Annotated in this window: 15 protein-coding genes and 1 tRNA gene; 8 read left to right on the plus strand and 8 right to left on the minus strand. The window is 69.8% G+C overall.

Annotated elements, in window-relative coordinates:
- Positions 1–942: 942 nt before the first annotated feature.
- The gene (locus PYR91_RS13690; RefSeq protein ID WP_279780095.1) at positions 943–1,128 is read right to left on the minus strand and encodes a DUF5703 family protein; all 186 of its coding nucleotides are present in this window, start codon (positions 1,126–1,128) and stop codon (positions 943–945) included.
- 242 nt (positions 1,129–1,370) lie between these two features.
- Between PYR91_RS13690 and topA the strand changes: the two genes are divergently transcribed.
- On the plus strand, positions 1,371–4,016 hold the full coding sequence (topA, locus tag PYR91_RS13695) for a type I DNA topoisomerase (protein ID WP_279780096.1): 2,646 nt from the start codon (positions 1,371–1,373) through the stop codon (positions 4,014–4,016).
- A 322-nt stretch (positions 4,017–4,338) separates the two neighbouring features.
- Here the strand turns inward: topA and efeB are convergent, their stop codons facing one another.
- From efeB to efeU, 3 genes are read right to left on the minus strand one after another with little or no spacing between them, the layout of a single operon-like run.
- Entirely contained in the window at positions 4,339–5,589 is a 1,251-nt protein-coding gene (efeB, locus tag PYR91_RS13700; protein ID WP_279780097.1) for an iron uptake transporter deferrochelatase/peroxidase subunit, read from the minus strand.
- 22 nt (positions 5,590–5,611) lie between these two features.
- Positions 5,612–6,748: an iron uptake system protein EfeO gene (gene efeO, locus PYR91_RS13705; RefSeq protein ID WP_279780099.1), complete on the minus strand. Its 1,137-nt coding sequence runs from the start codon at positions 6,746–6,748 to the stop codon at positions 5,612–5,614.
- A gap of 29 nt (positions 6,749–6,777) precedes the next feature.
- Positions 6,778–7,629, minus strand: a complete 852-nt coding sequence (gene efeU / locus PYR91_RS13710) for an iron uptake transporter permease EfeU (protein WP_279780100.1) — start codon at positions 7,627–7,629, stop codon at positions 6,778–6,780.
- Between the two features lie 303 nt (positions 7,630–7,932).
- Here efeU and tmk point away from each other — a divergent pair, with 303 nt between their 5' ends.
- The 5 genes from tmk to PYR91_RS13735 all read left to right on the plus strand — a co-directional run bounded on the left by tmk (position 7,933) and on the right by PYR91_RS13735 (position 14,001).
- The gene (gene tmk, locus PYR91_RS13715; protein WP_279780101.1) at positions 7,933–9,993 is read left to right on the plus strand and encodes a dTMP kinase; all 2,061 of its coding nucleotides are present in this window, start codon (positions 7,933–7,935) and stop codon (positions 9,991–9,993) included.
- A 30-nt stretch (positions 9,994–10,023) separates the two neighbouring features.
- Positions 10,024–11,205, plus strand: coding sequence for a DNA polymerase III subunit delta' (locus PYR91_RS13720; protein ID WP_279780102.1), 1,182 nt, complete (start codon positions 10,024–10,026; stop codon positions 11,203–11,205).
- A 118-nt stretch (positions 11,206–11,323) separates the two neighbouring features.
- Positions 11,324–12,160 carry a regulatory iron-sulfur-containing complex subunit RicT gene (ricT, locus tag PYR91_RS13725; RefSeq protein ID WP_279780371.1) on the plus strand — a complete coding sequence of 279 codons (837 nt, stop codon included), beginning with the start codon at positions 11,324–11,326 and terminating at the stop codon, positions 12,158–12,160.
- 104 nt (positions 12,161–12,264) lie between these two features.
- Entirely contained in the window at positions 12,265–13,842 is a 1,578-nt protein-coding gene (locus PYR91_RS13730) for an alpha/beta fold hydrolase (protein ID WP_279780103.1), read from the plus strand.
- Between the two features lie 82 nt (positions 13,843–13,924).
- Positions 13,925–14,001 (plus strand) — tRNA-Thr (locus tag PYR91_RS13735).
- A 2,097-nt stretch (positions 14,002–16,098) separates the two neighbouring features.
- Here the strand turns inward: PYR91_RS13735 and PYR91_RS13740 are convergent.
- Positions 16,099–16,422 carry an SDR family oxidoreductase gene (locus tag PYR91_RS13740; RefSeq protein WP_279780104.1) on the minus strand — a complete coding sequence of 108 codons (324 nt, stop codon included), beginning with the start codon at positions 16,420–16,422 and terminating at the stop codon, positions 16,099–16,101.
- A gap of 63 nt (positions 16,423–16,485) precedes the next feature.
- Positions 16,486–17,079, minus strand: coding sequence for a TetR/AcrR family transcriptional regulator (locus tag PYR91_RS13745; RefSeq protein ID WP_279780106.1), 594 nt, complete (start codon positions 17,077–17,079; stop codon positions 16,486–16,488).
- Between the two features lie 644 nt (positions 17,080–17,723).
- On the opposite strand from PYR91_RS13745, the gene PYR91_RS13750 reads away from it, so the two are divergent.
- The gene (locus PYR91_RS13750) at positions 17,724–17,867 is read left to right on the plus strand and encodes a hypothetical protein (protein WP_279780108.1); all 144 of its coding nucleotides are present in this window, start codon (positions 17,724–17,726) and stop codon (positions 17,865–17,867) included.
- A 77-nt stretch (positions 17,868–17,944) separates the two neighbouring features.
- Positions 17,945–18,355, plus strand: a complete 411-nt coding sequence (locus tag PYR91_RS13755; RefSeq protein WP_279780109.1) for an organic hydroperoxide resistance protein — start codon at positions 17,945–17,947, stop codon at positions 18,353–18,355.
- A gap of 1,217 nt (positions 18,356–19,572) precedes the next feature.
- Here PYR91_RS13755 and PYR91_RS13765 read toward each other — a convergent pair.
- Positions 19,573–20,730 carry a hypothetical protein gene (locus tag PYR91_RS13765; protein WP_279780110.1) on the minus strand — a complete coding sequence of 386 codons (1,158 nt, stop codon included), beginning with the start codon at positions 20,728–20,730 and terminating at the stop codon, positions 19,573–19,575.
- A gap of 621 nt (positions 20,731–21,351) precedes the next feature.
- Positions 21,352–22,959 carry an FG-GAP-like repeat-containing protein gene (locus PYR91_RS13770; protein WP_279780111.1) on the minus strand — a complete coding sequence of 536 codons (1,608 nt, stop codon included), beginning with the start codon at positions 22,957–22,959 and terminating at the stop codon, positions 21,352–21,354.
- Between the last annotated feature and the right edge of the window lie 14 nt (positions 22,960–22,973).

The raw sequence follows: 22,973 nt of genomic DNA on the forward strand, positions 1-22,973 counted from the left end.
CCGCCCGGCTCCGGCGCGAGAACTCCACAGACCGCTCACCGGCCGTGCCGGGAGCCGCACACGCCTCGCCGCCGCGAGGACGGCCGCCGGACTGGGCCGCTCAGCCGGCCCGCGCGGCGAGGCATGAAAGCTTTGCCCGTTCCGGGGGCGCGGCCCGGAGCGGGCAAAGCCTTGTCCGTGAAGCGGGGAAAGAACGGCGAGCGGATACGCCGGAGCGCCTGTCCCGCCCGGCGGGCGAGGTGGGGCATCGGGGAGGTCGCCGCCGGCGACGAGGGCGCGAGGGCGCCGTGAGACGGCCGGTGACGGCTGGCCGCTCGCCCGGACGGCCGCGGGGCCTCGGTCGCGGAAGTCGGGCCGCGGAGCCCCGGTCACGGAAGTCGGGCCGTGGGGTTGAAAGGCGCCCCGGCCCCAGAGACGGTGATCTTTGGCGGTCATGGCCGGGTGCTTGCCCGGGGCGACGAGGTGAAAGGTTGGGCCGCCAGGTCGCGGGGGGACTCCCGGAGTCCGAAATGGTGATCTCTGACGGCGATCGCCAGGCGCTTGCCCGGGACGACGTGGGCGTCCAGGCAGGAGGCCGGGCCGCCAAGGTCGCACGGAGTGCTCCCCGGCGTACGGAGACGGCGGCTTCCAGGGGCGGTGGCCGATGCTTGCCCGGGCGACGCACGGCTGGGCATGAAGATTCGACCGTGTCGGTTGCACGGCACGCTCCCGGCGTCCCAAATTGGGCGGAGGGGGGCGGACCAGGCCCGGGTGGGTCTGACGGGCACCGTCAGAAAGCGTGCCACCCCTGGTGGAAGCCGCCTCGGCGGGCCGCCGGCGGGGGGCGGTCAGGGGGCGCGCGGTGGGGGTGGACGGCGTCATCTACGGTGAGCCCGGGGGCGCTGAGGTGAGACGGTGGCTGAAGCGGGTGGCGAAGCCGGGTTACAGTGGGGGCGGCGAGCGTCACAGGGTGCGGGCCACTCTCAGGATCTTGCGGCGCAGCCGTATGTAACGGCGACCATCGGGATACAGCCTAAGAAGGTCCAGCTCCCAGTGTCCGTATTCGGCATGCTCCGTGAGTACCCGCCTGGCGGCCTCTCGCGAGGTTCCGCGCGGCAGATACAGGTTCAAATAGGAGTACTCGAGCACTGCGATTAGTCTCCGAAGGGTATGCAAGGGGACGCTGGCACTCTCTGGGCTCTATTCTGCGTCCTCGTGGGTATCGGGTCCAGGTAGGTGGAACACCGGTAAGTGACCGGGTAGTCCGACGGGGAGAAGATTCCGGCGACGGGTTACCTTCATGCCTGTAACGGATCGCCCGGCACGCCTCCCACGGCAGGCCGGGATCGACCGGCAGGGGAACGACAGCGAACAGCGAGGTAGGAAGCAGCGTGCCAGCCAACAACGGCAACGCCGGCGGAACCCGCCTGGTGATCGTCGAGTCGCCTGCGAAGGCGAAGACGATCGCGGGGTACCTCGGGCGTGGTTACATCGTGGAGTCCAGCATCGGCCACATCCGGGACCTTCCCGAAAGGGCCGACGACATCCCCGAGAAGTACAAGGGCAAGGCATGGGCCCGCCTCGGGGTGAACGTGGACCACGACTTCGAGCCGTTGTACGTGGTGAACCACGACAAGAAGTCCCAGGTCTCCAAGCTCAAGCAGCTCCTGAAGGACGCCGACGAGCTCTACCTCGCCACCGACGAGGACCGCGAGGGCGAGGCGATCGCCTGGCACCTGCAGGAGGTCCTCAAGCCCAAGGTGCCCGTGCACCGCATGGTGTTCCACGAGATCACGCCGCAGGCCATCCAGGACGCGGTGTCCAACCCGCGCAACCTCAACCTGCGCCTGGTGGACGCCCAGGAGACCCGTCGCATCCTCGACCGTCTCTACGGCTACGAGGTCAGCCCCGTCCTGTGGAAGAAGGTCAAGCCCCGCCTGTCGGCGGGCCGCGTGCAGTCCGTCGCGACCCGGCTGGTCGTGGAGCGCGAGCGCGAGCGCATCGCGTTCAACTCCGCCTCCTACTGGGACCTCAAGGCCCTGCTCGACATCGGCCGCGACGAGGACCCCCGCAGCTTCGGCGCGACGCTGACCGCCGTGGACGGCCGCAAGGTCGCCAAGGGCCGTGACTTCGCCAGCACCGGCGAGCTCAAAGAGGCGCGCATGCTGCACCTCGACGAGCAGGCCGCCCGCGCGCTCGCCCAGCGGCTGGAGAACGCCGCCTACGCGGTGACGTCGGTCGAGAGCAAGCCGTACACCCGCCGGCCGTACGCGCCGTTCCGCACGACCACGCTGCAGCAGGAGGCCAGCCGCAAGCTCGGCTTCTCCGCCAAGTACACGATGCAGGTGGCGCAGAAGCTGTACGAGAACGGCTACATCACCTACATGCGTACCGACAGCACCACGCTGTCGGAGACCGCGCTGGCCGCGGCCAGAGACCAGGCCGTGCGGCTCTACGGCGCCGAGTACGTGCCCGACAAGCCCCGCGTGTACCAGAGCAAGGTGAAGAACGCCCAGGAGGCGCACGAGGCCATCAGGCCCTCCGGCGACTCCTTCCGCACGCCCGGCGAGACCGGCCTCGGCGGCGACCTCGTGCGGCTGTACGAGCTGATCTGGCAGCGCACGGTGGCGTCCCAGATGAAGGACGCCCTCGGCGAGTCGGTCAGCGTGCGCATCGCCGGCACCTCCAGCACGGGCGAGAAGGCCGAGTTCGGCGCGTCGGGCCGCACGATCACCTTCTACGGGTTCCTCAAGGCGTACGTCGAGGGTTCCGACGACCCCTCGACCGACCGTGACGACTCCGTGAGCCGCCTGCCCAACCTGCGCGAGGGTGACGCCCTCACGGCCCTGGAGCTGGACGCCGAGGGGCACGCGACACGGCCTCCGGCGCGCTTCACCGAGGCCTCGCTGGTCAAGGATCTAGAGGACCGCGAGATCGGCCGCCCGTCGACGTACGCGTCGATCATCGGCACGATCCTCGACCGCGGGTACGTCTTCAAGAAGGGCACCGCGCTGGTGCCGTCCTTCCTGGCGTTCGCCGTCGTCAACCTGCTCGAACGTCACTTCGGCAACCTGGTCGACTACGACTTCACCGCCGAGATGGAGAAGGTGCTCGACGACATCGCCAACGCGAGGGCCGAGCGCGTGCCCGAGCTGCGCCGGTTCTACTTCGGCGAGCAGGGGGACGGGCTCAAGGAGCTGGTCAGCGACCTCGGTGACATCGACGCGCGGGAGATCAGCTCGTTCGCGATCAAGGGAACCGACATCGTGCTGCGTGTCGGGCGGTACGGCCCGTACCTCGACCGCGATGGCCAGCGGGTCAACGTGCCCGAGGACCTGGCGCCCGACGAGCTGACCGACGAGCGTGCCGAGGAGCTGTTCAACCAGCCCAGCGGCGAGCGTGAGCTGGGCGTCGACCCCGCCACCACTCGCATGATCGTGGTCAAGACCGGGCGGTTCGGGCCGTACGTGACCGAGATCCTGCCCGAGGAGCAGCCTCCGCCGGACGGCAAGAAGCGGGCCAAGAAGGACACCTCGAAGCCCCGTACGAGCTCGCTGTTCAAGTCGATGGCGATGGACACCGTCACCCTGGAGGACGCGCTCAAGCTGCTGTCGCTGCCGCGGCCGCTGGGTGAGCTCGACGGCGAGCAGGTGACCGCGCAGAACGGGCGCTTCGGCCCGTACATCAAGAAGGGCACAGACTCCCGGTCGCTGGCCTCCGAGGACGAGCTGTTCACGGTGACGATCGAGCAGGCCAAGGAGCTGTTCGCGCAGCCGAAGCAGCGTGGGCGCGGCCGGGCGGCCGCGGCTCCTCCGCTGCGGGAGCTCGGGGTCGACCCGGCGTCCGGCAAGCCCATGGTGATCAAGGAAGGTCGTTTCGGGCCCTACGTGACGGACGGCGAGACCAACGCGTCGCTCCGCAAGGAGGACTCGGTCGAGCAGATCACCGACGCGCGTGCCACCGAACTGCTGGCCGAGCGCCGCGCGCGCGGCCCGGCGCCGAAGCGCACCCGCGCCAAGGCCGGCGCCAAGTCCTGATCGTTTCCGCCGGTAGAGGCGGGTGCCGAGGTTCCCTCAGGGGGCCTCGGCGCCCGCCTCTACGCGTTGACGGGTCAGACGCGCGGACGTCCCCGAGGAGACGGACCGTGCGCTGAGACGTCGTAACCACCCGCTTTGACGCACCAGCCACCCGGACGGCAACGTGCATCAAAGCGGGGGCACTTAATTACATATCGTAAAGATGGCGAGATTACTGCCGTATCGGAATAGGCGTATCGGTGCCGTTATATTGCCGCCCGAACGCGCGTGACCGGCAGCGTCTATCCCGCAGGCGTCCGGCGCCGGGAAAACGCGCGGCCCATCAGGCGAAGAGCGCGCGTCCCCAGTAGTCGCCGGCGTCCCGCAGCCCCGGAGGGCAGGCGAAAACGGCGCTGCTGACGTGCTTGATGTACTCGTTGAGCGGGTCTCGCCGCGCGAGCTCCATCTGCACGGGGACGAACTGCTTTCCCGGGTCGCGCTGGTAGCTGATGAAGAACAGCCCGGCGTCCAGCCGTCCGAGCCCGTCGGAGCCGTCCACGAAGTTGTATCCCCGGCGCAGCAGGTGCGCGCCCCCGTGGGAGGAGGGGTGTGCGAGCCGCACGTGGGCGTCCATCGCGATCGCCGGCGTGCCGTCGGCGTTCTTCTTGGCGAAGTCCAACTGGTCGAACTCCCGCATCGCGCCGAGCGGCGCGCCCTCACCCTTGTCGCGGCCGAAGATCTGCTGCTGCTCCGACAGCGAGGTACGGTCCCAGGTCTCGATGTTCATGCGAATCTTGCGGGTGACCATGTAGGCGCCGCCGGCCATCCACGCGGGGCCGTCCCCGGGGGCCACCCACAGGTGCTCGCGGAGCATCGCGGCGTCCTCCAGTTTGAGGTTGTCGGTGCCGTCCTTGAACCCCATCAGGTTGCGCGGCGTCGCCTGGGCGCGCGAGGTGGAGGACGTGCGGCCGAAGCCGAGCTGGGACCAGCGCACGGAGACCCGGCCGAACCCGATGCGCGCCAGGTTGCGCACCGCGTGCACGGCCACCTGGGGGTCGTGGGCGCAGGCCTGGACGCAGATGTCGCCGCCGGAGATCTCCGGCCGCAGGTCGTCGCCGGGGAACTTCGGGAGCTCGGCCAGGGCTGCGGGCTTCCTGGCCGCCAGGCCGAACCGGTCGTCGAACAGCGAGGGCCCGAAGCCGATGGTCAGCGTCAGCCCGGACGCGGGCAGGCCGAGCGCCTCGCCGGTGTCGTCCGGCGGCGCCTCGGCCGAGCCGCCGGTCGCGCCGAACGTGCCCGCGTCCTTGCCCTGGGTCATGCGGGCGGCCGCGGCCGTCCACTCCTGCAGCAGCTCCGTCAGCTCGGCGCGGTCCTTCGTGACGACGTCGAGGCTGACGAAGTGCAGGCGGTCCTGCGCGGGGGTGACGATGCCGGCCTGGCGCTCGCCGTAGAAGGGGACGGGGTCGGAGGTGGACGGGACGGCGGCGGGCGCGGGGTCGTCCGTCAGGGCGCGGGTGGCGAGCGCGCCGGCGCCGGCGGCGGCCACGCCCGCCGCTCCCAGCTCGAACAGGCGCCGGCGGTTGATGGGCGTCATCGTGCCACCCCGCCCGCGGCGGTCACCGGGCCACCACGGCGGCGACCTTGCTGATCGGCTCGGCCAGCGCGTTGATCACGTCGGACAGCTCCTTGAGGTCGGCCTTGGACAGCTCGGTGTGCGACTTCCAGCCGTCGCCGGCCCGGTGCTTGCCCAGGGTCTCCGCTGCGGCGGCGAACTTCGCGTCCAGCGTCCTGGCCAGGTCGGGGGCGCGTTCGTCCAGCACCGGGCGCAGCGCGGCGACCGCGGCCTGCGAGCCTTCGAGGTTGGCGGCGAAGTCCCACAGGTCGGTGTGCGAGTAGCGGTCCTCCTCGCCGGTGATCTTGCCGGTGGCGACCTCGTCCAGCAGCTCCTTGGCGCCGGTGGCCAGCTTCAGGGGCTGGAGCCGCTCGGTCGTGGCGAGCTGGACGATCTTCTTCACGTCGGTCATCAGCTTGTCGGCGACGGGCCCGTCCCGGCTGACGTCCTTCGCCACCCACAGGTCCTTCTCGATCCTGTGGAAGCCGGTCCACTCGGCGCCGGGCTCCAGGTCGCCCTCGCGGGCGTCGATGGCCGGGTCGAGGTCGCCGAAGGTCTCGGCGACCGGCTCGATGCGCTCCCAGTACGTGCGCGAGATCGGGTACAGCGCTTTGGCCTTGCCGACGTCCCCGGCCTTGACCGCGTCCACGAACTCCCGCGTCTTGACGAGCAGCGCGTCGGTCTGGCTCTTGACGTAGCGCCCGTAGTCCTCGGCGGCCCGCGCCAGCTTGGCGTCGTCCGACAGCGGCACGGCCGACCCGGTGACCTTCAGGGGGTTGCGGATGCCCTTGCCGATCATGCCGGGCTTACACGCCGTCTCGTACGTTCCCGCCGGGAGCTCGACGATCATGTCGCGGGTCAGGCCGGGGACGATGTTCTCGACCTCGCCCATCACGCGGTCACCCGCGGCGTAGACGTAGAACTCGGTGACCTTGGCGCCGGTGTTGGTGACGGTGAAGGTGGACGTCCCCGCGGGCAGGGACGCCGTGGCGACCACGCAGTCGGTGTCGGAGGCCGAGACGGCGATCTTCGCGGGCTTGCCCTCGGCCTTCGGCGCATCGCCTCCGCCGTCCGCCGGCGAGCATGCGGCGAGTGCCGCGAGGGTCAGCGCGCCGGCGGCGAGTGTCAGGGCGGTACGCATGGTTCTCCAGTTCGAGGTGGATGTGACGCTCATGAGGAGGCGGGCGCCGTCGTCGCGGAGGGGGCGCGGGAGGCGCCGGGGCCGCCGCGGCCGGGCAGCAGGAACAGCAGCAGCACGGGGACGAGGTAGACGCCCCAGGCGATGGTCTCGACGACCGTCGGCTGCGCCGTGATGTTGAAGACGCCGGTGAGCAGCACGGAGTACCAGGCATCGGGCGGCAGGGCGCCCGACAGGTCGAACGCCGGCGTGGTCAGCACGGTGACGAGGCCGGCTTCGACCAGGTCGTGCACGCCGTACTTGAGGATCCCGCCCGCGACCAGGATCAGCATCAGGCCGGTCCAGGTGAAGAACCTGGTGAGGTTGATGCGCAGCGCGCTGGCGTACAGGGCCCAGCCGAGCACCACCGAGGTGGCGAGGCCGAGCAGGATGCCTAGGAGGGGAGCGGTGCTGGCGGTGGCGCCCTGGGCGGCGGCGAAGAAGAGGAGCGCGGTCTCCAGCCCTTCGCGGGCGACGGCGAGGAAGGCCATCACGACCACGGCCGGGGCGCCCAGGTTGAGCGCCTCGCCGAGTCTCGCGCGCAGCTCGCCGGAGAGGCGGCGGGCCGCCCCGCGCATCCAGAAGATCATGTAAGTGACGAACGCCGTGGCCAGAATGGACGCGACCGCCTCGAAGAGCTCCTGCTGCTGGAAGCCGAGCCGTGCCGCGGTGAACGTCAGCAGCGCGCCGAAGCCGACGGACAGCGCCACGGCCGCGGCGACGCCGCCCCAGACGTACGGCAGCCGGTCGCGACGGTCGCTCTTGACGAGGAAGGCCACGAGGATCGACACGACGAGGGTCGCCTCAAGGCCCTCCCGCAGACCGATGAGATAGCTGGCGAACACGGGGTCTCCCTGCGGCGGTGAGTCAGCCCTCTTGGTCAGGGCAGGCTTACCTTAGCCTGGCAAGGTGCCCTGACCTGCGAGGGGGGCACGTCATCGCTCGCCAGGGCCAGAGGGGACGGGCGGGGACGGGGTCCCCGGGGCCCTCCGCGAAGTGTCACGGAACCGGCTCATACCCACTTTTCGCGCGGTGTCCGCTGCGCTGATCCGCGCCGAGGTAATACCCTCAGGAAAGGAGTAGCCGGGCATATCCGACGCTGCTCTGGATCTGCCCCAGCCCAGCGAACACCTGGATACGCTGACATCATGACCACGCCTGGCCGGTCCGCTACGCGCCGTAAACCCCCCCACGTGCTGGCGAACGCTCCGTTCCGTCGGCTCTGGACCGCCATGGCGATCTGCAGCCTCGGCGACTGGCTGAACATCATCGCGATCACCGCTTTCGCCGCGTACCTGACGGAAGGCTCCGGGTACAAGGCGCAGAGCCTGGCCATCGGCGGCGTCTTCGTGGTCAAGATGCTGCCCGCGATCCTGCTCGGGCCGCTCGCCGGCGCCTTCGCCGACCGGTTCGACCGCCGGCTCACCATGTTCCTGTCCGACCTGGCGCGGTTCGCGCTGGTGCTGTCGATCCCGCTGGTGGGCAGCTACCAGTGGATCATCATCGCGACGTTCCTCGTGGAGTGCGTCAACCTCTTCTGGGTCCCCGCCAAGGACGCCACCGTGCCCAACCTGGTGCCCAAGGAGCGGCTGGAGGAGGCCAACCAGCTCAACCTGCTGGTGACGTACGGCACGGCGCCGATCGCCGCCGCCCTCTTCGCGGTGCTCTCGGTGATCATCGAGGTGCTCGGCCAGGCCGTGCCCAGCCTGGCGTGGGAGCCCGCGCGCCCGGCGCTGGTCCTCAACGCCGTCGCCTACCTCGTCTCCGCATTCCTGATCTTCACGTTGAAGAGCATCCCCAAGGAGCACACCGTGCGGGTCACCACCCCGTCGGTGCTCCGGCAAATCATGGACGGCTGGCGGTTCGTCGGCGGCAACCGCATGGTGCGCGGCCTGGTCATCGGCATGCTGGGCGCGTTCGCCGCCGGCGGTGCCGTCATCGGCGTCGCGAAGGTCTACGTGGCCGCGCTGGGCGGCGGCGACGCCGCGTACGGCACGGTGTTCGCCGCCGTCTTCGTCGGCATGGCCCTCGGCATCTTCTTCGGGCCGCGCCTGCTGCGCGAGCTGTCGCGGCGGCGGCTGTTCGGGCTGGCGATCATCACGGCCGGCGTCGTGCTGGCCGCGACCGCGGTCATCCACAACCTGGTGATCCTCGTCCTGCTCGTCGTGGTGCTGGGCGCCTGCGCCGGCATCGCGTGGATCATCGGGTACACGTTGATCGGCCTGGAGGTCGACGACGCCATCCGCGGCCGCACCTTCTCCTTCCTGCAGTCGATGGCCCGCGTCACCCTGCTGCTCGTGGTGGCGATCGCCCCCGCCCTGGCCGGCCTCTTCGGCGAGCACTCCTTCTCGCTCGGCGCCGGCATCGTCTACCGCTTCGACGGCTCGAACCTGGTCATGCTGATCGGCGCGCTGCTCGCGATCGTCGTCGGCGTCCTGGCGCTCCGGCACATGGACGACCGGCGCGACGTGCCCATCAGGTCCGACCTCATGGCGGCCCTGCGCGGCGAGCGCTACGTGCCCGAGAGCGTCGAGCACTCCCGCGGCATGTTCATCGCCTTCGAGGGAGGCGAGGGGTCGGGCAAGACCACCCAGTCGCGGCTGCTGGCGATCTGGCTGCGCGACCAGGGGTTCGACGTCGTCCAGACCCGGGAACCGGGGTCCACCAAGATCGGCATGCGGCTGCGGGCCATCCTGCTGGACTCCGCGCACCAGGGCCTGTCCGCCCGCTCCGAGACGCTGCTGTACGCCGCCGACCGCGCCGAGCACGTCGAGAAGGTCATCCGTCCGGCGCTCGACCAGGGTGCGATGGTGGTCTCCGACCGTTACGTCGACTCCACGCTGGCCTACCAGGGCGCGGGACGGGAGCTGGAGCCGCAGGACGTCGCCAAGGTCAACCTGTGGGCCACCGGCGGGCTGGTGCCCGATCTCACCGTGCTGATCGACGTGCCGCCGTCGGTCGGGCTCACCCGCTTCGCCTCCCCGGCCGACCGCATCGAGTCCGAGCCGCTGGAGTTCCACGAGCGGGTCCGCCGCGAGTTCCGCGCCCTGGCGGCCGCCGACCCCGACCGCTACTTCGTCGTGGACGGCCTGCAGACGCCGGCGGAGATCGCCGTGCTGATCCAGGACCGCGTCCGCGAGGTGCTGCCCGACCCCGTCCCGCAGGAGACCGAGGCGATCACCGGCACCATGCCGGTCATCCGCGACTGACGGCTCGCCGACGGGGCTAATCTGGCGAGCGTGACAGTCTTCGACGACCTGGTGGGCCAAGACCGCGCGGTCGCCGTGCTGCGCCAAGCCGCGGCGGCCGGCGCCGAAGCCCTCGCGGGCGGGCCCGGCACGGGCATGACCCACGCCTGGCTGTTCACCGGGCCGCCCGGGGCGGGCCGCACCAGCGCCGCGCGGGCCTTCGCCGCGGCCCTGCTCTGCCCCGACCAGGGCTGCGGCCACTGCGACCTGTGCCACCAGGTGAGCATCGGCTCCCACCCCGACGTCGAGGTCGTACGCCCCCAGGGGCTGTCGTACAGCGTCAAGGAGACCCGGGAGCTCGTGCTGCGGGCGTCGGGCGCCTCCACGCTCGGACGCTGGCGCGTGATCCTCTTCGAGAACGCCCACCGGGCCACGGAGGCCGCCGCCAACGCCCTGCTCAAGGCCATCGAGGAGCCCCCGCCGCGCACGGTCTGGCTGCTGTGCTCGCCGTCCCCGGACGACATGGTGACCACCATCAGGTCGCGGTGCCGCGTCGTCACCCTGGGCACGCCCTCCACGGCGGCGGTCGCGCACATGCTCACCACCCGCGACGGCGTGCCCGAGATCATGGCCGGGTTCGCGGCGCGCGCCACCCAGGGCCACATCGCCCGGGCGCGGCGGCTGGCCCAGGACGAGGAGACGCGGCGGCGCCGCGACTCCGTCCTGTCGCTGCCGCGGTCGCTGACCACCCTCGGGCACTGCGTGGAGGCGGCCGAGCGCCTGGTGAAGACCTCCGCCGAGGACGCGCAGGAGGCCACCGGCCACCTGAACGAGTCGGAGACCTCCGAGCTGCGCAAGATCTACGGCGAGGGCTCCACGGGCAAGGGCCTCAACAAGGGCCTCGTCCGCGGCGGGGCCGGCGCGATCAAGGAGCTGGAGGACCGGCAGAAGTCCCGCGCAACCCGCATCAAACGCGACTCGCTCGACCAGGCGCTGCTCGACCTGGCCGCCTTCTACCGTGACGTGCTCGCCATCCAGTTCAGGGCCGACGTCGAGCTGTCCGCCGAGGACCACCGGGCCGACCTCGACGAGATCGCGGTGCTCAGCACGCCGGAGGACACCCTCAGACGCATCGACGCCGTCATGCTCTGCCGCGAGCGGCTGGCCGCGAACGTCAACCCGCAGATCGCCGTCGAGGCCATGACCGTCTCCCTGTGGCGCCCGCGCTCCTGACCCCTATTTGGGGACGGATCCCGCGCGAGGTTGATATTGCGCCACTCGACCGGCGTGCGCGTAATGTGGCGGGAGCACGCGCACAGGGGCGGGCTAGGAGCGGAGGCGTTCCATGGGCATGGTCATGGCCGTGAGCTTTGCCCGGTACGGGCGGCTGTACTATCTCGACCCCGGCGGCCACAGCCCGAAGGTCGGCGACAAGGTGCTGGTGCCGACCGACTCCGGGCCCGAGGTGGCCGAGTGCGTGTGGGCCCCGCAGTGGGTCAGCGACGACATCGACGGCCTCCCGACGTGCGCGGGCATCGCCGACGAGAGCCACCTGGGGCGCGACGAGGAGAACCGCCGCAGGCGTGCGGAGTCCCGCAGCGTTGCCAAGCGCCTCATCCGGCGGCACGAGCTGCCGATGAAGGTCGTCGGCATCGACTACCTCGACGCCGACAACGTGTACACCGTCTACTTCTCGGCCCCGCACCGGGTCGACTTCCGGGCGCTCGTGCGCGACCTCGCGCGCAACCTGCGGGCCCGGGTGGAGCTGCGGCAGATCGGGCCGCGCGACGAGGCGCGGCTGCAGGGCGGCATCGGCCCCTGCGGGCGCGACCTGTGCTGCGCCACGTTCCTGAAGGACTTCGAGCCGGTGTCGGTGCGCATGGCCAAGGACCAGGACCTTCCGGTCAACCCGCTGCGCATCGCGGGCGCGTGCGGGAGGCTGATGTGCTGCCTGAAGTACGAGCACCCGTTGTACCAGGAGTTCCGGGCGTCGGCGCCCCGCGTCGGGGTGGCCGTGGACACTCCGGAAGGGCCGGGGACGGTCGTCGCGCACAACGTGCCGTCCGACTCGCTGGTCGTGCGCCTGGAGGACGGCGGCCGCCGCTGCGCGTGCTCGCGCGCGAGCGTGTGCGCGCCGCGCAGGCAGCACGACCAAAGATACGGTGGCCCGGAGGCCGCCGAGGAGTGAAACCCCACGTGGGCGGGGTACAACCAGAGCGCCGCGGGGATGATCGCTCTCTGCGGGCGTTCCATTCGGGGGAGCGTTCCAACGGGGATAAAGGTGGTCGGCGCATGATGCGCTGTTCAGGCGGCAACCGTACGGGGGCGGCCCTTCTCGCGGCGGCCCTGCTCGCCTCGGCCGGTTCGGCCTGCTCGGCCAAGGGGGAGGTGCGGCTGCCCGCCGACGGCGCCTCGCCGGTCCCGCCGGCCGCCGACGGGGCGGCCACGCAGGCGCCCTCCGCGGCGCTGGCCCCGTACTACACGCAGAAGATCGCCTGGACGGCATGCAAGGACGGCTTCGAGTGCGGCAAGGTCAGCGTCCCGCTCGACTACGCGGCCCCGGAGGGCGAGCGCATCGAGATCAGCCTGGTGCGGCTGCCGGCGACGGGCGAGCGCATCGGGTCCATCGTGCTCAACCCGGGCGGCCCCGGCGGCTCGGGCATCGAGTACGCGCGGGCCGCCAAGACCGTCCTGAGCCCCGACGTCCTGGCACGGTTCGACACCGTGGGCTTCGACCCGCGCGGCGTCGGCCAGTCGGCGCCCGTCCGCTGCCTGAGCGGTGCGCAGCTCGACAAGTTCATCGGCCTGGACGGCACCCCCGACTCGCCGGCCGAGGTCGACGCCCTGGCCGCGGGCGCGGAGGAGTTCGCCCAGGGCTGCGAGGCCAAGTCGGCCAAGCTGCTCCCGCACGTGGGCACGGTGAACGCCGCCCGCGACATGGACGTCATGCGAGCCGCCCTCGGCGACCAGGGCCTTACCTACCTCGGCAAGTCCTACGGCACCTACCTCGGCGCCGTCTACGCCGACCTGTTCCCCACCAAGGTCCGCGCCCTGGTGCTCGACGGCGCGCTGGACCCCGCCCTGGCCCCCGTCCCCGCGATCAACTCGGCCCAGGCACGCGGCTTCGAGGTCGCCCTGCGCTCGTTCATCACCGACTGCTTCAAGCAGACGTCCTGCCCGTTCCCGGTCAAGACCACCGACGCCGCGCTCGACCGCATATCCGCCCTGCTCAAGACCGCCGACCAGCACCCGCTGCGCAACGGCACCGGCGACAGCCGCAAGATCGACGAGTCCTGGACGACGCTCGGCATCGTCACCGCCCTGTACGACCGGCGCTCGTGGCCGGTGCTGCGCATGGCGCTCGACCAGGCGTTCCAGGGCGACGGCACCACGCTGCTGAGGCTCGGCGACATCCTGGTCGACCGCAAGAAGGACGGCACGTACTCCAACCAGACCGAGGCCAACATGGCCATCAACTGCGTCGATCACCCGTACCCCACCAGCACGTCGGCCTACGAGGAGGCCGCCGAGACCGCCCAGCGCGAGTCCCCCCGCTTCGGCTCCTACGTGATGTGGGGCTCCCTGCCCTGCGAGTACTGGCCCGTCAAGCCCACCACCACCGACCAGGCCCTCAAGGCCCCCGGCGCCCCGCCCATCCTGGTGGTGGGCACCGAACGCGACCCCGCCACCCCGTACGAGTGGGCCAAGGCCCTGGCCTCCCAGCTCTCCTCCGGCGTCCTGCTCAGCTTCGACGGCGACGGCCACACCGCCTACCGAACCGGCTCCAACTGCATAGACGAGGCCGTAGACCGCTACTTGATCACCCGAACCCCCCCCAAACCCAACACCCTCTGCCCCAAGGTCACCTGACCCCCGCCCCACCCCCCACGAAGACGCAAGAACACCGGGAAACCTGTAGACTTCCACACGCTGCGGCCAACCCGCCCAGCACGCCGCCTTAGCTCAGTCGGCCAGAGCGACGCACTCGTAATGCGTAGGTCAAGGGTTCGATTCCCTTAGGCGGCTCCACCGTAAGACCCCCAGCTCGGTACGTCTGAGCTGGGGCTTCTTAGTTTCTCTGACCGATCACGGGCCGTATCGCTCTCGCGAAGCTCCTCCGAGACGTCGAGGCGGAACGCGTGCCCCAAGGGGCCGCGACCCTCGACTACGTCCTGACGCGCTACCTCGAAGTGGCCAACCTGGAGATCTCCACCCGCGAGGCCCACGAGGGCTACATCCGCCGCACCATCCGCCCCGTGCTCGGCGTCGTGAGAATCGGCAAGCTCCGGCCCGACATGCTGGACTCCCTCTACACCCACCTCAGGCGGTGCTCGCGGCTCTGCGACCGCCTGCTGAAGATCGACCACCGAACTGAGGACGAACACGTCTGCGACGCGCTGTGCGGCCCGCTGAAGGACCACCGCACGCCCCGTCCCGCAGGCTCGACTGGTCAGGGCGGCCGGAATCCGTGGCGCCGCCGTCACCAGACCCGCGCCCAGCGAAGCCACTACCAGCGACAACAACTCCTACATCGGGTAAGTGCGGCTGGAGTATCAGAGGCTCCGGCAAATGAGGGTTACTTACCCGCATGCCTTTTCCGCCAGCGGGTCAACCTCGGTGGTCAGCGCCGGGCCAGCGGTGAACTAGCGAGTCGGCAGTCAAACGCCCAGCAGCCGGGGAAAATGGCGGCTCTCTGTGACAGCGGAAGGTCCCGCCTGCAGTATCAACACTGCTTGCGTCCCGTATGCCGACCTTCATGGTAAAAACGGTGTCGGGTCTGCAGCAGCCGCTGATTTGGAACTTGTCATCGGCGTGGTTTCGGGGCGAATCATCAAAGTACCATCGGACAGTATAGGGTGCTGTGCCCCCGGTGAAGGTGACCGCGCATTCGTACCGACCCGCGCCAGACTCGCAATTGAGCTGCTGGATCTCTATGGCTAGCGCGGTCGAGGCGGCGGAAGCTGAGCTGACGACCCCGAGTGGTACCGCAAGAGTCGTGGCTACGAGCGCGACGCGCAGGCTGTGCCTTTTTATCACGATGCTTTCTCCTTTCCAAGGACGACGTCCGGGAAGGGCCAGCGATCACGCCGGTTTCTCATGAGCCGGGCCGGTCAACGTTCGATATCGGCAGGCACCCGCCATTGCCGTGCGCGTATGCAGTACATCCGCACGGGCGGCGGGCCAGGCACACCGCGCAAGCGGGCCCAACTCAGTCGGCTCAGCGGCCAACATGATGGTGACTGGGTCGTGGACGCCCGCTCGGTCTCCTAGAAGTGCCTCTCCTTCCGTCGAGCACGACTGCGCTAGTAGCGCCTCCGGCATGAAACTCGGAGTCAGTCAGCGAGAAGGTTATATGGAACGGCAATGACGATTACGCTGAACATACGTCATGGATGTAGGGCTGGCAATACTCGCGAAATGACGCATGGGAACTGCAAGCGACCTGCCAGGACCACTAGTACTCCAGCCGCACTTACCGATGTAGGAGTTGTTGTCGCTGGTAGTGGCTTCGCTGGGCGCGGGTCTGGTGACGGCGGCGCCACCAAGACCAGTGGAGGACGTGGCGCTCGTTGATCGGTGGCCGGGTGAGCAGTGCGAACAGGCGGCGGATCTCGTTGGCGGAGATCGCGATGAGTTGATCACTGTGTCGTCGGCGGTGGGCCCCCTCTCGACCGCGGCCGGCGGGCGCGCGGTCTGATGGGCGCCTGGGGATTCGGTGGGGCGGGCTGGTCGATGAGAGCGGCTCGGGTGACGGCGAGGAAGGCCAGGTCGAGCATGGCCAGCGTCATGTACCGGTACCACGCCGGATAGAGCCGCACCTGTTAGTGGTCGAAGGCGGCCTCGTCCTTGCCGGCCTGGAAGCACTCCTCGATGGTCCAGCGGATTCCGGCCACCCTGACCAGGCGAGCCAGCGGGACGGGGATGGGTGTGTGGCACAGATAGAAAGCCGGCTCAGACGGCTTGCCGATCGAGCGGCGAATCAGTACGCGGTGAACAGGACTGCTGGTGGCGACCAGCGCCCAGTCATAGCGTCGCTCGCCCTTGGCTCCGTCCCCGCACGACAGCCGCGGCCCTCAGAGGAAACTCGGCTCGACCTGACCGCGGCGTGAGCGGATCTGCGGCGGGTCAGCGCCGCAGGGCACGGTCAATCTCGATCTCGCGGTCGGATGGGACGTTGCGCGCCTGGCCGGAGCCTCTCGTTGCCGAGATACGAGGCGGCGCTGAACCAGCCTCGTCGACCACGATGTCGGTCCCGGTGATGTAGGACGATTCGTCGCTGGCCAGGAACAGGGCGGTGTAGGCGATCTCGTCGGCCTTGCCGCTGCGCCGCAGCAGGATGGGTGTGCCGCTCGAAAACGCGATCTCGCTGCTCCGGACCCGCGTTCGGCGAGGTTCTGCAGCAGCCGTCCGGCAGTCCGCCGCGGGCGGCGTACCACGCCCTTGATTCAAAGGGGCGGGTCGTCGTGCTCGGCGATGGCGTGTCCCACCGAGTTCCCATGCGACCTACCTCCCTCAGGGGGTGGGGACGTGCGCGGGGACGTGCTGGTCGATGAGGATGCGCGCGGCGGCGACGGATCGGGCGGCGGGACCGGCGGAGCCGAGCGTGGCCGCGTTGGCGTAGAGGCCGGAGATGATCAGCATCAGCATGTCGGCCAGAGCGTTGGGATCGGTGGCACGTGCTGCGGCGGCGAGGGCGCACAGCCGCTCGCGTAGCCGCCTGAGGTGGTCGACGGCCTCCCGGCGGCCGGGGTGGCCGGGGTCGCGGAACTCCGCCGAGGTGTTGTAGAAGGTGCAGCCGTGGGCATCGGAGCCCTGGGCGCTCTCCTCGGCGTGCTCCACGATGGCCAGGAGTTGGCGGGCGGGGTCGCCCTCGTGCCGGGCGATCGCGCTGCCGATCTGCGCCCAGGCCCGGTCGTGCAGCTCACCCACCCAAGCCCTCACAAGCTCGTCCTTGCTGGTGAACTCGCGGTAGAGCGCGCTCTTGCCGAGCCCCGTCTCCTCGACGACCTGCTGCATGCCTACGGCCCGTGCGCCCTGCGCGTCGAACAGGCGGGCGGCCGTCTGGAGGATGCGCCGGCGGGTGCCGGGAACCGGTCTGCGCGTCACCGTCGGGTCCCTTCACGAGGAGTCCAAGAATCGTCGTTGACAGCGTAGCGCCTTACCCCCAGGATTGGACCGGGGGGGGGGGGGGGGGGGGCGGGGGGGGCCCGCGGGGCGGGGGCGGGGGGGGGGGGGGGGGGTGTGTGGGGGGGGGCGCCCCCCCCCCCCCCCCGGCCCCCCCCCCCCCCGGGCTCCCCCCGGCCCCCCCCCCCCCCCGTGGCGGCCCGGGGGCCCCCCCCCCCCTCCCCCCCCCCCCCCCCGGTCCGATATGAAATGGGGTGAGTTCTTTTATGACCGAGACCGCAGCCGGCACCCGGAGCAGCAATGCCCCTGGGGACCTTCCTGGCCATCTCCTCCTCCGGTTTCTCGCTGGGCCTGGTGTTCGGCGGGGCGCTGGCGCAACTCCACTGGCGGCCGGCCTTACTGCTGCCGGCGGCGGTCGGCGTGACCCCCTGCTGCTCGCCCTGCTCCTTGTCGGCCCCTGGCCGGTGCCACCGCCGGGCTGTTCCTGCTCGCCGCCGGCTACTAGGTCTGGGCCGTGCTGATCGGCCAAGCCGAACCGCTGACGGTCCTGCTCATCCGGCAAGTGCTGGGCGGGGTCCGGGTTCGCCGCCGCCTACTGCGCGCTCAACATCGCCGCCGTAGCGGGCGTGGGACAGGAGGAGCAGGGCCTGGCGTCGGGCCTGTTCAACGCTAGCGCTCGACTCGGTACCAGCCTGGTCACCGCCGTCACCGCCACCGTGCTCGTCGCCAGCGGCGGCGCGATCGTGGGCGGCTACCGGGCGGGCCTGTGAACAGTCGTCGTGTCCGTGGTCATCACACTGCTGTCGGCCCTGGGCGCGAGAACTCCACAACCATGAAGGGAAATCCCATGCGCATCTACACTGCCAGCGCCATCTCCGAAGGCCGCGACAGCCGGGCGGTCTCCTCGGACGGCCGGCTGGACGTCCGGCTCGCCCTGCAGAAAGAGCTGGGCGGCGACGGCGCCGGCACCAATCCCGAGCAGCTCTTCGCCGCCGGGTACGCCGCCTGCTTCGCCACGTCCATGAAACTCGTGGCGGGCCAGCAGGGCCTCGACGTGGCCGACGCCTCGGTCACCGCAGAGGTCGGCCTGTCACCCAACGGCAAGGGCGGCTACGAGCTGGATGCCGTCCTGCGCGTGAAACTGCCCGGCACCCTCACCGCGGAGCAGGCACGAACCCTCCTGGACACCACCCACCGGGTGTGCCCCTACTCCAATGCCACCCGCGGCAACATGCCCGTCGAACTGCTCCTCGACTAACGAGTATGACGCCCGCCCCAAAGGGCTGATGCCTGACGAAAGTAAGAGTGCAACCCAGCCGATTGTCCGCTGTGTGGTGTCCCGCCTGGCTCCGTCCGTTTGGTTGGCAACGGACGGAGAGCTGGGAGGAGAAAGGACACCTGTACTGATATCACGCACATGAACGTCAGGCAGCCGAGGCCGACCAGGCGATTCACGCACCCGGCCGGTGCGCGACTCTGGCACGTCATCCGGTACATCATGGGGGCGGTCCGGTGAGTTCGGCCGCCCGGAAGGGTGCCTTCACGCCGCCGATCCCTCGCCGCCACTGCGCTGGTGCCCGGATCCCCACGCCGGCTCCGGGCCGACCCGGGGTCGAGGTCAGATGCCGCGCGTTCGGCTGGCGGTCCCAGGTGGATGCAACCGGAGACCGGCGCTGAGGGGCACTACATCGCGCGCGTGTCATGCCACTGCCCGAGACGATGGGGAGCACCGGTGACCGGTCCGCCGTCGGGTCTGAGCCGGATCCGTTGGCATGTTACGTCGAAGTCCGGCTGCCGCAGCGGTCGACGTGATCTGAGGTCACGATCTCCGGAATCTCTCGTGGAATCCACCGCCTGGGCGAACAGGGCATTCGGTGGTTAGCAGGTTCCAGGTGTGTGAGAAGTGCAGGTAGGAGAGGTGGGGCAGTTGCACGCGCCTCTCCTAATGCGTAGTTCAAGGGTTCGATTCCCTTAGGCGGCTCATCGTTTGACCAAAGCGTTCCTTGATCATAATGGGCGCCCTTTTGATCTTACGTCTCAGATCCCCCAAAGAGCCCTTCCCATCTTCTGTAGGGCGTCCTGGGCCGGCGGCGACGCTACGTGACTGTAACCGCGGGTGACTCGGATGTCGGAGTGCCCGAGCATCTCCTGGACCACCGCCAAGGCGATCCCGGCCTCCAGCGCCAAGGTGGCCGCCGTTTGCCGTTTGGGCGTGGAGCTTGTGATGGGGGAGCCCGGCTGCTCTCACGATGCCGGCCACTCCTCCCGGTTCACCCGCGGATCGCCACACCGGGATGGTCGAACCGTCGTACATCCTGTCGCACGAACTGCCGCTGCGGGAGGCGCCGGACGCCTACGCGCACCTCGGCAAGCGTGAGCCCAGATGGAAAAGGTCACGCTCAAGCCCGGCCTCGACTGAACGTCTCCATCGCCACCGCCGCTTGACGATCCGGAGGAGACCGGAGGGCGGGACCTTCAGGCGGGCCCGTCCAGCGGCGGTCGCGGGGGGAGCGGAAAGCGGAGCGAGGCGGCCACGACGTTGTCCTTGAGCTGGGTGTCGGCGAGCACGTGCTCGACCGACCCGCTCTCGTTGATCACGACCTGGGCCAGTTCGTCGATGACGTCCGGCGTTCTCCGGGTGGCGCGGCCGCACAGCGGGCAGGTCTCGCCCGCGGTCGCCAGCCAGCTCGACTCGTCGCACACCACTCCCGGGGCCGTCGCGCCCTCCTGGACCAGAAGCATCCCCACCGCGCCGACCGACCCGGCCCACAGGCAGTCGTCCAGGCCGAGCGCGGCCGGCTTACGCGTCGCCGCCCGCTCCATGACCTCGGCGACCCACCGGCGCTCCTCGTCGCGCTCGTACCGTTCGGCGATGCGCCCGGCGTTGTGCCGGATGTCGGCCGGCGTAGCCGTCCGGGGATCGATCGTGAAGGTCCCGGCGACCTTGGGCCGCAGATCGTGGGGGAGGAACTCCAGGAAGTTCGGCACCTCCTCGGGGTGACCGCCGACGATCAGCAGCTCGTAGTGACCGGTGCGGAACAGCTCGTCGAGCACCCGGACGACGTTGCGGTAGTGACGTTTGGCTAGATCTTCGGCGCGGTTGCGCACCTGGGGCTCTTCCAGCCCGTACCAGCCGGCATAGTTCGGCTTGCGCAGGGCGGAATCCTGCACCTCGCCGATCTCCCGCATCTCGTCCTGGTAGAGCTCGAAGGCCTGCGCCGACCGCCGGTCGACCACCAGGACGCAGCAGCGGTGGAACTCGTCCAGCACCGCCAGCATCGGGCGGACCCACGGCGTCGTGCCGACCATGATCCGGTCTCTCACGGTGCGCGGCAGGATGACCTGCTCGAAGAAGTCGTCCTCGCTGCAGGAGATGACGGCCACCGCGCCGGTCTCCACCCGTTCGAGACCCTCCAGATTCTCGATGCGCTCGATGTCGCCGCGTATCGACAGGCGCGCCCGGCGTCCGAGCGAGTCGTCCTCCTCGAGCGGGCGGATCTCGTGGAGCAGGCTGTTGACCTGGGTGCGCAGGGCGGTGGGGCCGTCCTGTCCCACACCGGCGTACAAGGAGACCACGGGCAGATCGCCCCCGTTGTACCGGATGATCCGGCCGATCGTCTCTGTAGTGATCATGCGTCGCCCCCGTCGCTGGTCCCTCCGACCAGTATTCGCCACCTACTGAGCGAAGGTGGCGGACGCCCCCCCGGACGCGGAGCGGCGCGCGCGCTCTTCGAGCTGGACAACACGCTCGTGAGCTTGGATGAGGCTTTCCCAGGTGTGGGTCGTGGAATTCGCCGACGAGCATGCTCTTGGGCGCGAGGCGGTTGATTGGTCGGCGTAGTCTGATCTTGCCAACGCGGACGCTAACAGCATGACCAGACAACCGTGGACATCCGCAGAAGTCGATCACAGAGATATGCCGTCCCACCAGGGGCGAAGAGGCCCCGAGAGATGCCGGTAGACGACCACGTTTTGACTCGTTGGCCGCCCGGCTTGAGGAGCTTCCCTGCACGGACGAGTGCGCGGGCCGGCGCGGCGCCGGGTGCTTCATCGACTGACACCGCGCCAGGGCGCCTCGCCGGACGGGGCGTCCTGGCCGTCGTCGTCGGCGGGCCGCCGGCCTCCCGCTTCGCACGCCGGCAGTCCGGCGTCGACACCCAACCTGACGCGCACACGGCTCTGGTCTCCCGAGCGGCCGCCGCGGACGCATGCGGCCGGCCCCTCACGTAGAGGGGCCGGCGTCGAGGTGCGAGATCAGTTGATGACGGCGAGGCGGGTGATGGCGCTCCACCCGGTGCCGATGAGGATCTTGGTGTTGATGTTGGGCGCGCCTGTGGTGCCCTTGTTGAGGTAGGCGTACAGGTCGCCGTCGGTCATCCGGCCGACCACGTCCTTCTTGCCGTCGTGGTCGATGTCGGCGATCGTGAGTCGGTTGATCCCGTTCCAGCTTGAGCCGATCAGCACCTTGGTCGAGATGTTGGGTGCGCCTGTGGTGCCCTTGTTGAGGTAGGCGTACAGGTTGCCGTCGCCGCCACGCGCGGTCACGTCGGTTTTGCCGTCGTTGTCGATGTCCACCACGCTGATCAGGCTCACCCCGTTCCAGCTGCTGCCGATCGTCTTGCGATTGGAGATGTTCGGCGTACCGGGTGTGCCGCTGTTCAGGTAGGCGTAGAAGGTGCCGTCAGTGCTGCGGCCGATCACGTCGACCTTGCCGTCGTTGTCCAGGTCGGCGGTGACGACATCGGTGACGGAGTTCCAGCCGGTGCCGATCGTGACGCGGGTGGAGATGTTCGGCGCGCCGGGGGTTCCGGAGTTCAGGTAGGCGTACAGGGTGCCGTCGCTGCTGCGGCCGATCACGTCGGTCTTGCCGTCGTTGTCGATGTCGGCCACGTTCACCCGTGTGATCGCGTTCCACCCGGTCCCGATCGTCTTACGGTTGGCGATGTTCGGCACACCCGGGGTTCCGGAGTTCAGGAACGCGTACAACGTGCCGTCGGTGTGCCGGCCGAGCACATCGCTCTTGCCGTCGTTGTCCACGTCGGCCACCGAGATCCGGGTGATCCCCGTCCACCCGGTGCCGAACTCCACCGGCCGCCCCGTCACACCTGGTGCGCCCGGCGTACCGGTCCCCAGATACGCTCGCAGCGTCCCGTCGGCCAGCGTGCCCACCAGGTCGACCCGGCCGTCCGCGTCGAAGTCCGCCGCCTCACCCGTCGCGTCCTCAGGCTCGGCAGGGTTGCCCCTGACGTAGGGCAGGATGGTGTTGACGATGATCTGGGCGTCGGCGGCCTGCGGCTGGTAGCGCTCGGGGAACGCCGACACCTGCACCGTCTGGCACACCTCGCCCACAGGCGCCGTCTTCCAGGCGTTGTTCGGATACTTGCTGATCATCTTGTCGAGGAACGCGTTGGTCGCCCAGACGGGGTTGAGCCGCTGGGCGGCGCTGCCCCACGAGGCCCGTTGCTGGAACAGGCCCAGGCTGTCGTGGTCGACCTCCTCGCTGATGTTCTGGATGCTGGTCTCCACGATCGTGGTCGTGATCGCGATGACGGCCGCACGCGGGTCCAGCCCGCGGTCGTGCACCGCCTTGATCACCATTCGGGCGCACGACACCCGGTAAGCCGACATGTAGCCCCGCATCTTGGCCTGCAGGGAGCTGTTGAGCTGGTTCGCCAGCTCGGTGTCGGTCGACGTCGTGCCCTGCGAGTCACAGGCCGCGAGCTGGTAGGCGGCTCGCACGTCCGACGCGGTCGTGGGACCCGGGTCCGGATCGGCCGTAGCAGGGGTGGCCGTGGCGGTCAGCGCGAGGGCGGTGACGGCGGTGGTGGCGAAGGCGAGGCGGAAGGCGATGTTCTTGGGCATGATCGTTCCTTTGC

This window comes from Sphaerisporangium sp. TRM90804, from assembly GCF_029846175.1.
Classification (GTDB): Bacteria; Actinomycetota; Actinomycetes; order Streptosporangiales; family Streptosporangiaceae; genus Sphaerisporangium.